The organism is Leptothoe sp. ISB3NOV94-8A (genome assembly GCF_043421595.1).
In the GTDB taxonomy this organism is placed as follows: domain Bacteria; phylum Cyanobacteriota; class Cyanobacteriia; order Phormidesmidales; family Phormidesmidaceae; genus Leptothoe; species Leptothoe turfae.
This window is the reverse complement of record NZ_JAXSQW010000003.1, coordinates 181,767-196,573: the sequence shown is the minus strand read 5'-3', so window position 1 is coordinate 196,573 and position 14,807 is coordinate 181,767. Positions and strand designations below refer to the sequence as shown.

Here is a 14,807-nt window from a genome sequence, read left to right as displayed (position 1 = left end):
AAAGCTCCCTTAATGCAGATAAATTGATCTAGCAATGCTTTTCTTTGTAGGAATATTACAATTCCCAACAGTCTTCTAAAGACTAAACTCTATGGTTAGGCAAAACTGCTATGGCTCTAGAAGAATTATCCTGCTGCTTGTATCAAACAGCGATTGGTTCAGATAACGCCATAAAAGCATCCCTACATGCTCCAAGCGAGTTTTCTAGATGAACACTGGCTACCCCCCTCCCTGATTGTTTAATATCGAACACCTTTTAAGATACAGAGAAAGTTTGGGGATATTGTGAGGACAAATAATATGGTGCAATGAACACGCCGACAGCCCCCCTAGTACCTCCCCATTTACAACCAAGCGTTACGGCCCTCAGGCACTTGCAGCTAAATAACCACCACGTCCCATGCACCCATCTACCCATGCATCTACCCATGCATAGTCCTAGCCTGGGACGGTTTTGTGGGCAATCTAGCACTCTGGTGGTATTTCCTTCAGCCTTTTAGAGCACGCCGTTAAAGGAGTATAGATTGCAACTCTATTGAAACGATATAGTTTAAATACGTCTAACACCAATACATCTTGTATTATGACTCATTACCAAGATGCTTTTATTTCCTATGGTCGGGCAGATAGCAAAGCCTTCGCTACCAAGCTAAATGACCAGCTGGTCGATCAAGGATTAGATGTTTGGTTTGATTTTGAGGATATTCCTCTAGGCGTAGACTATCAAAAACAGATTGACACCGGTATTGACCGGGCTGACAATTTTCTCTTTATCATTTCGCCTCATTCTGTTAATTCATCCTATTGTAGCTTAGAAATTGAGCGGGCCATATCGCGAGGGAAACGGATTATTCCGATCTTACACGTCGAAGAAATTAGCCGAGAAATTTGGCAACAGCGCAACCCCCAAGGTGCAGATGCAGATTGGGAAGGCTATAAGGCTGCTGGGAAACATTCTAGTTTTTTAAATATGCATGCTGCGATCGCAAAAATCAACTGGATTTACTATCGCGAAGGCATTGATGATCTTGACCAGTCCTTTCAAGGACTGTTAGCAATCTTACAAAAACAGAAAAAATATGTACACCGCCACACCATCCTGTTAAAGCAAGCGCTTTATTGGGAATATCATCAAAAGCAATCTGGCTATTTGCTAATTGGAAAAGAACGGCAAACCGCAGAAGCCTGGCTCACTCAACCATTTAAAGATGAGCAGCCTCCTTGCCTACCAACAAATTTACATTGTGAGTTTATTACTGAGAGCACTAAAAACGCCCATAATCTGATGACTCAGGTGTTTTTAGCCCATGCCGAAGAAGACATTTCTTTTCGGGAACAACTGCGTCAGCGTTTAATGCGGGAGAACATTACTGTTTGGACCAACAAAACCGATATTCTCACTGGCACAGACTTTAAACGAGCCCTCAAAGTCGGCATTGAAGAAACAGACAATATAATTTATATTCTTTCCCCCGCAGCCTTAGGGTCCACCTATTGTCAGCGAGAGATTGCCTATGCCCAGTTATTAAACAAACGGATTATTCCCCTGCTGGTTAAACCGTTGGATATGCAGCGGCTTCCTCCCCGCCAACGCTCCCTTCAGTTTATTAACTTTTCAGACAACACCAGCCTCGAACAGTATGAAGATGATATTGCCAAGCTATTACGAATTTTGCGCCATGGGGCCGATTACCACAGCGAGCATAAACAACTACTAGCAAAAGCTCTAAAGTGGAAACGCCAGCATCGCAATCCCAGCATTTTGTTAAGGGGCTACAATTTACGCCATGCTGAAACCTGGCTAAAAGTCGCTCAAGACCGTCTCCAACAAGGGCCTACAAAATTACAGACCACCTTTATTAAAGAAAGCTTACGCCAGCCTCCGGCCCAGTCACTAGACGTTTTTATCTCCTATTCCCGTAGCGATTCAGAATTTGCTCGTCGTCTCAATGATACCCTTCAAATTCAGGGTAAAACCACCTGGTTTGATCAAGAAAGTATTAGCTTTGGGGTAGACTTTCAGCAGGAGATTTATCGAGGCATTGCCTCAACGGATAATTTCTTGTTTGTGATTTCTCCACAGGCCGTAAACTCTCCCTACTGTGCTGATGAGGTAGCCTATGCAGCCAGCCTAAATAAGCGCTTTATTCCTCTATTGTATCAGTCTGTCGATACCCAACAGTTGCCTCCTGAGTTAGCTAAAATACATTGGATTGATTTTTCACCCCAAACCCACGACTTTTTAACTAGTTTTAGCCAACTAGTACGTACCCTGGATACCGACCGCAACCACGTGCAAAGCCATACAAAGTGGTGTCAACTGGCCATTGAGTGGGAACAGAAAGATCGCAGTGCCGATCTGTTGTTACGAGGCAGTGAATTAGTGATTGCTGAAGCCTGGCTACAGGAAGCCGAAATTGGCAAAAAACAGCCTCCTGCCACATCATTGCAACAAGCATTTATCCATGCTAGTCGTGCCGCCCAGAGGTCTGAAGAGGCTGCTGAACAGCAGCGCCAGATCCACCTACTTCAGCTACAAAAAGAGCGTACCCAAGAAGCAGAAACCCGGCTCGCTGAACAGAAAAAGTATGCCAAACGGCAACGGTGGTTTGTTGGAGTGCTGAGTGTTGCCTTAATCGTCGCCACTGGGTTAGGCGTGGTCGCCTTGATGTTGTTTGGTTGGGCTCGCGTGAGTGAACAACAGGCTAAGACCAGTGAGCAACAGGCTAAAGCCAATGAAGTAGAGGCCATCAGCCATACCTCAGAAGCACTATTTGTCTCCCATCACCAGCTGGAGGCCCTGCAAGCAGCTCTGCAAGCTGGAAGAGAGTTAGAAACAATGATCAATCCCACTGACCAACAGACTATTCCCGTCATTCGGGCATTGGGCTCGGTGCTCTATGGTATCCATGAAGCCAATCGGTTTTCAGGCCATGCCAACCTGGTATCCGATATTAGCTACAGCCCCGATGGTAAACATTTGGCCTCAGTCTCCTGGGATCATACCCTACGGCTTTGGCGCTGGGATGGCAAACTTTTACGGGTGTTTAAGGGCCATAATGAAGCAATCTACAGCGTTGCGTTTAGCCCTGACGGTCAAACCCTAGCCTCTGCCAGTGGTGATCGCACTGTGAAGCTCTGGGATATCGAGGGGACCCTGCTCAAAACTCTCAGCGGCCACCGCAAGACTGTCCGGGCCGTTGAGTTTAGTCCCAACGGCCAGCTGCTTGGTTCCGCTAGTGATGATGGCGATATCCGCATTTGGAATCGGGATGGTACTCTGCGCCAGACGCTCACAGCGCACCATGGGGGCAGTCCAGTGCTGACACTGGTTTTTAGCCCTGATGGTCAAACCCTGGCTTCTGGCGGCGGAGATGGCACGATTAAGTTGTGGTCCGTCGAGGATAACCAACCAGCAAAACTGTTGTCCGGTCACCGCCAGGCAATCTCCAGTATTGTCTTTAGCCCCGATGGGGCAACCATTGCCTCTAGCAGTCGAGATCGCACTATTCGACTCTGGAATTCTGATGGGACTGCCCGGCAAGAACTCAAGGGGCATACGGCCTCAGTGGATAGTGTAACCTTTAGCCATGATGGTGAACGGCTGGCATCGGGCAGTCGCGATCGCACTATCAAACTATGGAGTTTGACTGGCCAGTTATTAAAAACATTACAGGGCCACGAAAATGAAGTACAGACAGTCACCTTTAGTCCAAATCATCAACTAGCCTCAGCCAGTGCAGACAACACCATTCGCATTTGGCACACTCAGGAAGACCTGGTAACCGTCCTGGATGAACACAAAGAACCGATGCGGGATGTCAGCTTTAGCCCCGATGGGACCTTAATGGCCGTAGCTGAGGGGAAAAACGATATTAAGATCTGGCACTCTAACGGTACCCTGCTGCAAACTTTAAAAGGTCATAACAATATCGTGCATTCGGTGACCTTTAGTCCCGATGGCCAAACCCTGGTTTCCAGCAGTTACGATCAAACAGCAAAAGTTTGGCAGGTGGGCGCTAATCAACCGGCACACACATTGTCTGGTCATCAGGGACGCGTCTATGCCTCTAGCTTTAGCCCCGATGGTAAAACCTTGGCCACGGCTAGTCGCGACACCACCATTAAACTTTGGGATCTGGAAACTGGTAATCTGCTACAAACTCTTTCTGGTCATAGCGATCGGGTTTATGACGTCACCTTTAGCCCCGATGGCCAATGGTTAGCTTCCACAGGACGAGATACCCATGTTCACCTACGGCAACGACACATGGATGGTAGCTTCGCTAATGAGCCTGCTCGTGTGCTTACCTTAGATGAAGAAGACCGGGCCTGGAATAGAGCGATAGAGTTTAGTCCCGATGGCCAAACCCTGGCAGTGGCAGGCTACGACAAAGCGATTCGCCTGTGGAGTTTAGAGGGAGAATTATCACATACATTAACCGGTCACGGTGCCTGGGTGTATGGCATCAGCTTTAACTCCGATGGCACGTTACTTGCCTCCGCCAGTGGCGACAAAACAATTAAACTGTGGCATCTGGATGGCAAGTTACTATTAACCTTGGCAGGTCACAATGACTGGGTATTTAATGTTGCATTTCATCCCGAACACTCACAAATTGTTTCTGCCAGTGCAGATGGAAAAGTCATTCTCTGGAAATTACAGTTCGAGCTAGAGAACCTGATGAAACATGGTTGTGATTGGGCAAGGTTTTACTTGCACAACAATGTGGAGATGGATGAGAACGCTCGCCAACTGTGTAACGGTTAGGATGCTATTACCATAATCTTTCCGAGATAGGAAGAATGCTAGTAATAACAAGACTGAAAGAAACAATGGAGCTGATGTCGGAGAGCTTAACTCTAGCCTATGGAAACGTACATAGGATGGGGTTTATTGCTTTTAGTCATAGTTGTGTGAATAAAATCTTGTAAGCCAGCAATATCTCTAGCAAGCCCTTTTTCCCTACTTTGTCGATCCAGAATCCGAAATCGTTGAGAATTGATGCTGGCGTATGAATCAATAAATCGCCGATGGGATTTTTCCTTAATTGAGTTGATGGGAATTAGAATAGCGGCTTCGATCACATTGCCAAACTCAAGATTACAAACACTGCCAAAGTAACGAAGCTGATCGCTCGTCTTTAGATAACTATTGAGCAATGATGGCATTGACTGTCCTGTTTTCTTAAGTTGAACCCTAAGAGAATTGAGGGCAGTTTTATCAGAGCCCTCTGCCCATGAAAAATGGGGAAATGAACCATTAAGGGTAGCCGGGTCATGAATTCGACAATGGATCTTAGGGACAACCAACCTGTCTTGAGTCATCCCGTAACGTTGCATAAACGGCAATAATAGCGCTTGGACAGAGTAATAATGGGGTGATGCAATAGTCACTTTGCCAAAAAAATAGTCCATGTCAGGATACTCTCGTATCAAAGCACCCAACCCACACCAGACTGCAAATAGTCCTAGTCTGCGTCGTTGGGCACTACGATTAACAACTGAGCGCCCTAGTTCAATGGTCTTAGGCAAATATTGCTCTAGAAACCGTTGGGAAAAATCAAACAGTTTAGCTGTGGCCAGATCCAGCCTACCGTCCACATGCAGAGCATCACGGCAGAGAATGTAACGATGCATGGAGACAATTTCTTGAGCAATGGGATCCCATACCACGAGCTGACGATAGGGAACCGGTCCATAATCAAAGCAATCGATATCTTTCGGTTTTCCACTGCCACCTCCCTCCCGGCGAAATTCGACTTCTCGAATCCGGCCAATTTCGGTCATCACCCGAGGCGCATCATCCGCCGTTACCAGATAGATCTCTAACCCTTTATGGGTCCGAATCAGCTTGTCTACAGTCAACTCAGAGGACAAGACCTGTTTGTCAATGGCGTTGGTGATGGAGGGCAGCATTGTCGATGTCGCATTCATTAGTAACACCTTTCAAGTTATAGCGATCAAAGAGGATACCATCCTTAGAAGATGTGCCACTTTACTGGTGAGACGCCAGAAGTCTAGTTGGTACGGATGACATTACCACTAGCTGCGTCCTCAACCACAGCAATCCATAGACTTAAGCCACTGATTAGCAAGGATAACAGTGAAAAATAACAACGTTAACGTTTGTATCAGAGAAGAGATTTTGAAGCACTACAGGAATATGCTGTACACATGAGTTGAAAAGCTCATAGCCACAACACAGGGAGGTCTAACGATAGATATTTCGATAGAATCATCAGAAGGCTCAAAGACAACACCCAAGCACATCACTGATATTTCTTCTTACTTGCACTAGAGAGCCCTGTTTATAGTCAGTTCGCCTGACATTAAATACCTCTAAAAAGTCTTGTTTATTTTAGAAGAGTTCCTCAGCTGAGTGTTCTGGATGTTGTTGTATTTTAAACCTGCACTCAATCCATCGCTACAACATCCGGGGCTAACACAGGAATACACCGTTAATCCCTGACTCAATCCCTAATCCGCTTACACCGCAGTGATCGCCGACACAAACCAAGCAACCTTGATGGTTGTATAAGCAGACCATAGGCACATCGGATAAAGAGAATGACATGACCCATAGTTAGCTTACTGTGAATTCACAGACAACGCAAGTGAGTGCATAACGTCTTTCAACCCCTACATCTGAGTAGAAAGAGCACTATATTTCTTAACCCTTTATATCTAAATCGAAGCCCCCATGGGTCTTAGCACTTGTGGGATTTCTTATATAGCAGTTATCTCACCGACTAGTACAAGGTAACTGATTTACCCACCCTCATAACCCTTTGAACAATAAGCAGAAAGTTGATTAATCTTTAGGTTTTGGGAATCAACTGTAATGCTTTGACGCTGTCTTTGTAACGGATAAATTGAGTCTAGGCAGGAGGGAGTTTATTAATGAGGAATATGAGACTCTCCTAAAAGAGGATGTCGAGTATGTGCCACTGATATGCACTGCGGAATTTGTTAACCTGTTTATACAGGTTAAGACCTGAAGAAAATTGTAAGCCTACAATAAAACCACTGAGAATTACTTCACACCATGCGACTTGATGGATAAAGTCAAATTAAGGTGATACTCTACACAGATATCTTGATACTACATAGATATTCTTGTTTAACGAGCCATAGATGTCGAATTCCATGTCGACTCGAAATATGGCTCCATACGATGCTATCCAAGGAGACACTGTGGAACACGTTGGCATTGAAGCAATGAATGTTTTCGGAGGTACGGCCTACTTGGATGTAAGTAAATTGGCTGTGCATCGCAAACTGGATGTTGATCGTTTTGAGAACCTTCTGATGAAGGAAAAGACCGTAAGCTTGCCTTACGAGGATCCGATCAGTTTCGGAGTAAATGCAGCTAAACCGATTGTGGACGCGTTGAGTCCGGCTGAAAAAGATCGCATCGAACTGCTCATCACGTGTACGGAGTCGGGGATCGATTTTGGTAAATCGATCAGTACCTACATACACCATTATCTTGAACTCAATCGAAACTGTCGCCTGTTTGAACTCAAAAATGCCTGTTATTCCGGGGTTGCTGGCCTGCAAATGGCAGTCAATACAATTCTTTCTCAAACATCGCCCGGGGCAAAAGCCTTGGTAGTGGCAACAGATATCACCCGTTTTCTGGTTGCGGAGGGTGGTCAAGAGCTGACACACGACTGGTCATTTGCCGAGCCTAGTAGCGGGGCTGGCTCAGTTGCCATGCTAGTCAGCGAAATGCCCTATATTTTCCAGGTCGATATCGGTGCCAATGGCTATTACGGGTTTGAGGTCATGGACACCTGTCGTCCGGTTCCCGACAGCGAAGCGGGTGATGCGGACCTATCGCTATTGTCCTATCTAGAGTGTTGTGAGAAGGCCTATCTGGAATACCAAAAACGCGTCAAAGATGTCGACTATACCAGCTCCTTTGGCTACCTCTCGTTTCACACCCCGTTTGGTGGCATGGTCAAAGGGGCTCACCGCAACATGATGCGCAAGATGGCCAAGGCTAAGCTACCGCAGATTGAGGAAGATTTCAGCCGTCGGGTTGCACCGGGTCTCACTTATTGTCAGCGGGTCGGCAACATTATGGGGGGAACAATGGCATTGTCCCTGGCCAGCACCATCGATTGCGCGAGTTTTGATTCACCGCAACGGATCGGATGTTTTTCCTATGGGTCTGGCTGTTGCTCTGAATTTTTTAGTGGAGTAGTGACCAGTGAGGGACAGCAACGTCTTCGTCGCATGGGGATTGAGGCGCAATTGAATCGGCGTTACGAGCTATCCATGGAGGAATATGACAAGATGCTGTTGGGTAATCATGCGGTTCGTTTTGGCACCCGCAACGCGACATTAGACCCCAACTTTATGCCTGCAGCAAGATCAGCAAGGAATGGGAAACCACTGTTGTTTCTCAAAGCGATTCAAGAATATCATCGTGAATATGAGTGGGTATCGTAATGGAGCAATACGATACCATACGCATCAGGTTTGACGGTCCAATTTGCATGCTACAGATTAACCGTCCAGAAGCCAATAATACTATCAACGATCTACTGATAGCAGAATTCCAAGACGTGCTTCGGAGGTATCGAGACACAATTACCGTTCTGGTAATTGAGGGATTGCCTGAAGTGTTTTGTTTTGGGGCAGATTTCCAGGCAATCGAGCGTAGTCTAGCGGGTGGTGAAGCAAAGGGGCAGGATCCTGAACCTCTGTACAATGTCTGGTTAGATCTGGCCACTGGGCCTTATGTCAGCGTGGCCCATGTTCGGGGAAAAGCCAACGCAGGCGGTATGGGATTTGTTGCGGCCTGCGACATTGTTCTGGCCAATGAAACCGCCATATTCAGCTTGTCCGAACTGTTGTTCGGACTCATGCCTGCCTGTGTGCTGCCGTTTCTAAACCGTCGCATTGGCTTTCAAAAGGCTCATTACCTGACCCTGATGACCCAACCCATCTCCGTTCAAAAAGCTGAGGCTTGGGGGTTGGTGGACGCTTATGATGCCAACAGCGAGAACCTGCTGCGTAAGCATCTGCTCCGCTTGAGACGGCTTTCTAAAAAGGGCATCACCCGTTATAAGCGTTACATGGGCGATCTCGATGGCTCGCTCGCCCAGGCACGACCCCAGGCTTTGGCGGCCAATCTAGAGGTTTTCACCGACATGGACAATCTTGATAAAATTGCCCGCTATGTTACAACAGGGGTATTCCCATGGGAGGAATGAGCACGGTATCGGAATCAGTGGTCAATGTTAAGGAGGTGGAACCCTATATTGTCCAGGTGACTATGTGCGATCGCGTGCACAAGAATACCTTCACCCATCAAATGAGCCGTGAACTGATTCTTGCTTTCCAAAGCATCGCAACCAACAACACATTTAAGGCCGTTATCCTGACTGGCTTTGACAGTTATTTTGCCAGCGGTGGCACACAAGAGGATTTACTGACCCTCCAGGAAGGGAATGGAAAATTTTCAGACAACAACATTTATGGCCTCGCCCTCGATTGCCGGATCCCGGTAATTTCAGCTATGCAGGGGCATGGCATTGGCGGCGGATTTGTGATGGGTTTATTTGCCGACTTTGTGATCTTAAGCAGGGAGAGTATTTACACAACCAATTTTATGAAGTACGGATTCACGCCAGGCATGGGGGCCACTATGATCGTTCCCCATAAGTTAGGACCAGTCCTGGGGCCAGAAATGTTGCTTCAAGCCCGTCGCTACCGGGGGGCAGAGTTAAAAGAGCGAGGCGCTGTTTTTCCTGTTTATCCAAGAACCGAGGTCATGAAGCAGGCATTGGACGTAGCTCGGGACCTAGCTCGGATACCGCGTGTTTCCCTGATCACCCTGAAGGATCATCTTGTGCAGCAATTGCGGAAGGATTTACCCCGGTTCATTGAACAAGAAGTAACCATGCATGGCATCACCTTCCATCAGCAAGAAGTAAGAGATAACATTCGGTCTTTATTCGGCAAATAACATCACCTGACCCATGAATGATCTGCTCACCTTATTTAAACGCAAGCTGAATACTCAAGCGCCTACATCCCCTGATAACAGACCAACCATTGCCCGACCGCTCGGCAAAATGGAATATTCCGCCTGGATCTTTGACCAAGCGAGCCCATTTAACATAGGTGCGGCTGTGGATATTCATGGCAATGTGACTGAGGATACTTTAGCGCAGGTGCTTCGTTGGTGCCAAATACGGTATCCGATGCTTCGCAGCATCCTACGCCAGGAACATCAGAAACTATACTTTGCCTGTTATGAGCCAGCAGAAGCACCGGTAATCCCCATCGAAATGTGTTCAAGCACCGAGGAGAATCGAGATCGGATTGCCACCGAAGAATTGCGCCGACCATTTGACGGCTATCATGAGTTAATGATCCGGGTAAAACTCGTAAGATTTTCCGAGGATTACTGCTCCGTATTCGTAACCTTTCAGCATTTAATCGGCGACGGCTTTTCCCATGCAAACCTGTTGGTGGACATTGTCAATTTACTTGGCACAGTCTCCTCCGGTGACAGCTTACCATCACCGGAACCGCTTCCCTTCCCGCCGATGCTGGAAGATGGCATGGCCTCCCGTTTCAAGGGAATTAAAGGTCTGTTGCAACTGGTAAGCTGTCAATCCAAGGTAATGGGGCAACTCAATCAGCTGGGCGACATGCCAGCACCGTTGCGCAACGACGCAGATGTGCCGTTTGCTGAGCGACGGCCCATCGTCGAGACCTTCACGTTTAATGCTGCTGAAACAGCATCCCTAATTGCATATGCCAAGCAAGAACAGGTCACCCTTTACGCGCTGCTCATCGCCATCACCATGGATGTCATTCACCCACTCCTGGCCGAGAGCCCAAAGCAAAAAGATACAACCGAGCGGGTCATCACCATGCCCATGCCCATCAATCTACGTCCTTTCCTGTCCATTCCCAAAAATGATTTTGGATTATTCTCCTCTACCGTGGATGTGGTTCGCAAACTAACGGATAAAAAAAATATCCCCGAGATGGCCAAGGATATTAGACGCGAAATCAAATCCGCCATGAAGAAAGATTCTCCCCGGTTGTTTGTGATGCCAACGGTTGCGGCCATCATGGACTGGAAACTATTTTTCCCAAAAGGAAGCAAAGGTGTTGATCGAGCGGCTCGGTTCATTGTCAGCATGGCTAAGTACAGTTCCACCAGCTTGACGTTCCTAAATCTAACAAGAATGTCGACTAAGACTGGCAATTTTACGGTCACCAATGCCCGTGGTTACGTAGCTCCGTCGATCCTTGGCACTGCTCTTTTCAGCGCTGTCTTGTTCAAAGACTTACTAAATATTCACCTGAGTTACAACGAGAAACAATTCAGTGGAGAGGATGCTGCCCTATTGAAGCACCGATTTAAGACAACGGCACTGGCCGTGGCACAGGGAAGCAACACCATGGCTCAAAGCAAGCCTTAATGAGCTTGGACAACTGATGACTAAAACCAGCGAGCCCCCATCAGACTGCTATAGGGTTGATACGGCTGGAAAGCCCCAGTGACGAACCAGACGTATCGGTTGGCTACTGCGAAGGGCTGTCGTCACAATGTAATTTGGTGAGGGTAACCATTGCTCAAAAAACCAGTCACCAGCTTGGTTAAGCAGTCGAGGACCTCCTTCTCGTAGTTCAAATGCAATGCGTTCAAATGGCATTGACAGACCAAGTCCGAGGGCTTTTGAATAGGCCTCTTTGAGTGTCCAATATCGACTAAAAAGCAGAGGTCGCTCAGAGTCTGGCACCGTCAACAAGCTAGCCAACTCGGCAGGGGCAAGCACATTTGCAGCCAAGTGTTCCAAACAATTAAAGCGCTCGACTGACTCCACATCCACACCACAATCTAACTCGCGCGCTACGATAACAGCCACCATGCCACGTGTATGTGAAATATTGAAGCGCAAGGGTGGAAAGCCATACCCTGTAGCAATTTCCGGTCGACCGTAGGGGGTGGATTTGAAAACCCAATTCTGCGGTGCCACGTCCAGTTCAAATGATGAGAGAGCATGTCGGGCAAGGCCATGGGCCGCACGATAAGCATCCCGATCCCGATCGAACTGGAACCGTCGCATTTGCTCAATTTCTGCTGGCACGAGTGCAGCTTCGCAGCGCAGAATATCGACTCCACTAAGCTGAGAGACATCGACTACCCAAATCTTTGCAAGATTGTTAGTCAATGATCTCATTGCAGAGCCGATTTCAATCGATATGGCAACTCTCGATTCATCTAATCGTCAAGCCAGTCATGAAGACTATCAATAGCTGATTTCGGCATGAATCTCTTGGCCTGCCTTTCATTCTCTTTGTGGGCCTCAGAATTCTCAACTACATGCTTCCAAGCAGCCTTTTGGGCTTTGTGGTTATTAGTCAAAATATCCACGAGAGAGCTGTGCTTCTTATTACTCTCCGATTCTTCATGCAGCTCGCTTAATTTCTCGAAATAAACAGCAGCAGCTTTAGAAAAGACTTTGATCTCGTCCGTCAGGCCACCGAGAAGCTTATCGGTGGCAGGCTTATCATCGTCGTTATCGGATGCATCAATGACTTCAACATCATTATTTTTCTGGTCAGACATGATAATTACTTCCTATTTGACTAGTGTGTTTAAGTTGACCGTTATCTAAGGTGGTATCACCTATCGTTGAAAACTGATTGTGCCATGGGGCATCTGCCCCCTACTTCACCATTGCGATGACGATTTGAGTATCGTCTTCGACTTTTCCCTCTGCTTCCAACCCCTTCAATATATCTGAGATTTTATCCATGATGGGGCCATCAAAGTTTTCCCTTAGTTGGGTAATATGTGAGCGAGGCTTTTTCCCGAGCTTTACCAAAATTGGCTTCGTCGCGGCTAGACTCACTTCGGGAATCGCGCCAGGTAAAACTCCAGTCTCAAGGAAAACCAAGGCGCGCTGCTGGAAACTAAACGAGTTTTCATAGCCAATAACCTCAGCATAGCCCGTGCCGTTGGCAAATTGGCCACTGGTATCTGTGAAATCTACAGGCATCTCACTGGCAAGGCTCCAATCCTCTGCATTAAATGTAGCGTCATCTGACCATGCCGTCACATTACCTGCCAGGGCATGAGCCCAGGTATGATCCTTAACATTAGTTAGGGTCCAACCATTAGGGATGAGCGCATTTGGGGGATAGGGGCCGGACGCATTCGTAATCGTTGGCAATACTTGAAAATTCGTGATTTTCATCTCTCCGACGAGTGGAGGTTTCTCAGGGTTACTAAGAATGGTTACGTCTAACTTACCCTCTTTGATCGATGTATAGTAGCTAGATGTGGAGATTATAGGTAGTTGCGGCGAGAGGCCTATCGGATTTGGTCCAACATTTAAACCGATGGTCATTAGAGTATCTTTGTTGGCCAGGTTCAAATACATCCAACACCAACCGAGAAAAGGCTGGCCATCGTCAACAAAGGGGATACTGTCATAACCAGGAGTTTGCTGAGGCGGATTTTCCAAACTGCCATTCAGGTTTTGATGATCAATCCAACCTAAGCCAGACTCTACCTGATACGTTTTGCCCTCCACCATGACCGTACCAGACACCTTGATCTGGGGCCAACCATACTCAAAGCCAGGAGCGGGTAATTCGGTGAATCCGCAACCATTAACACCGCGAAGGAAAAAAGCGGTCTCAGGGGTAAGCTCATCCTGACAGTCTGCCACCAGGTCCAAACGCATACGGTCTCCATCGTTCACCTGCGCTCGCAGCGGCAGAACATTCTTCGAGCCGGAGAAAGAATCTGGACCACACACAAAGCGAAAATTCTCACCAGGTTTGCTGTAAGCTATATGCCCGCCTTTAAGAGGCCACTGAAGGTTTCGATTTCGCCGAATGAGTCGTCCCTTGCCATTGTCTGTTTTCATAACCACAGTCACCTTAGAGGCGCAAATAAGGGATTCCTCATCGCTCCACTTCGCCTCCGTTTGAGCCGTAGTACCGACAATGCGATTCTTTTGCAGCCAAATCATTACACCAATGCGCTGCGATTCACCATTCGGGCCTTTGGTATTCAGATCACAGCTCAAATAATGCCACTCGGGCCCCATTTTTGGATGTAAATGGTGATCCTTCGGAAAACTGAGGGGCTGCTCAGGCCCAGCTGTCTCCATATCAAAGCTGGCACCTCTGCCGAGAAGTCGTTGAATAATCAGCGCTGTTTGCGATGGATATGAAGATTCATCCAATCCACGAGCAGCCCTTTGAAGGACCTCATAGTTTGGGATTTGAACGGCTTCACCAGTTGCTGGATCCGTAATCTTGTTAACGGCAGTGTTAACAGATTCCAAGTATTTCAATATAGTCCCGGAGACCGGTTTTGACTGGGTAATGTTCACGATATCTCTAGCGAGCTGACAGATGCACTAAGTTGATAACCGATTCGAACAAGTTCGCCACAATAACCTGGCGAGTCATTGAGATCAAGTAAGAAATAACACTTTTGAGAAGGAATCCTGCGTTGTCTTCTTCTATTTCTTTAATACTTTATGGCCTATAACAGGTACCACGATACAGTGAATGGCTAAGAATAACAATTTTTAATCATAATAATCTCTGACATTTAGGCACACCTTGCAGCTGACTGAAAGTATCTTTCTTCAGGTGAGTAAGTCTCATATTTTCTTATTACTACCAAATCTAAAAACTGTATAATTCCCTGTAAACAAAGATGTTCATGGAATGGCAGGCCTGACGGTTGTCGAGATTACAATCTAAGGATATATCTTGAATCTAAACACCTGAACGTGTTACATCTC

The 14,807-nt window shown here is 47.0% G+C and carries 9 protein-coding genes; 5 read left to right on the top strand and 4 right to left on the bottom strand.

Going from position 1 to position 14,807, the window contains the following annotated elements; translation table 11 throughout:
- The first annotated feature begins 583 nt into the window (after positions 1 to 583).
- Positions 584 to 4,771 (top strand): TIR domain-containing protein, encoded by a 4,188-nt coding sequence (locus SPB21_RS32970; protein WP_499869273.1) that lies wholly within the window; start codon positions 584 to 586, stop codon positions 4,769 to 4,771.
- A gap of 92 nt (positions 4,772 to 4,863) precedes the next feature.
- On the opposite strand, the gene SPB21_RS32965 is transcribed toward SPB21_RS32970, so the two are convergent.
- Positions 4,864 to 5,937, bottom strand: a complete 1,074-nt coding sequence (locus tag SPB21_RS32965) for a GNAT family N-acetyltransferase (RefSeq protein ID WP_499869271.1) — start codon at positions 5,935 to 5,937, stop codon at positions 4,864 to 4,866.
- Positions 5,938 to 7,197: 1,260 nt separating this feature from the next.
- Between SPB21_RS32965 and SPB21_RS32960 the strand changes: the two genes are divergently transcribed.
- Genes SPB21_RS32960 through SPB21_RS32945 form a run of 4 tightly spaced genes read left to right on the top strand, consistent with a single transcriptional unit; the run spans position 7,198 to position 11,456 of the window.
- Positions 7,198 to 8,460, top strand: a complete 1,263-nt coding sequence (locus SPB21_RS32960) for a hydroxymethylglutaryl-CoA synthase (RefSeq protein WP_163671846.1) — start codon at positions 7,198 to 7,200, stop codon at positions 8,458 to 8,460.
- On the top strand, positions 8,460 to 9,227 hold the full coding sequence (locus tag SPB21_RS32955; RefSeq protein ID WP_163699966.1) for an enoyl-CoA hydratase/isomerase: 768 nt from the start codon (positions 8,460 to 8,462) through the stop codon (positions 9,225 to 9,227). Before SPB21_RS32960 ends, SPB21_RS32955 begins: the two co-directional genes overlap by 1 nt.
- A complete protein-coding gene (locus SPB21_RS32950) occupies positions 9,215 to 9,982 on the top strand; it encodes a polyketide synthase (protein ID WP_163699968.1) in 768 nt (255 codons plus the stop codon). Before SPB21_RS32955 ends, SPB21_RS32950 begins: the two co-directional genes overlap by 13 nt.
- A 13-nt stretch (positions 9,983 to 9,995) precedes the next feature.
- Positions 9,996 to 11,456, top strand: coding sequence for a condensation domain-containing protein (locus SPB21_RS32945; protein WP_499869269.1), 1,461 nt, complete (start codon positions 9,996 to 9,998; stop codon positions 11,454 to 11,456).
- Between the two features lie 48 nt (positions 11,457 to 11,504).
- Here the strand turns inward: SPB21_RS32945 and SPB21_RS32940 are convergent, their stop codons facing one another.
- From SPB21_RS32940 to SPB21_RS32930, 3 genes are all read right to left on the bottom strand, one after another.
- A complete protein-coding gene (locus tag SPB21_RS32940; RefSeq protein WP_499869267.1) occupies positions 11,505 to 12,218 on the bottom strand; it encodes a 4'-phosphopantetheinyl transferase family protein in 714 nt (237 codons plus the stop codon).
- Between the two features lie 41 nt (positions 12,219 to 12,259).
- Positions 12,260 to 12,607 (bottom strand): hypothetical protein, encoded by a 348-nt coding sequence (locus tag SPB21_RS32935; RefSeq protein WP_163670421.1) that lies wholly within the window; start codon positions 12,605 to 12,607, stop codon positions 12,260 to 12,262.
- A 100-nt stretch (positions 12,608 to 12,707) separates the two neighbouring features.
- Entirely contained in the window at positions 12,708 to 14,339 is a 1,632-nt protein-coding gene (locus SPB21_RS32930; protein ID WP_163670419.1) for a lipocalin-like domain-containing protein, read from the bottom strand.
- Positions 14,340 to 14,807: the final 468 nt, after the last annotated feature.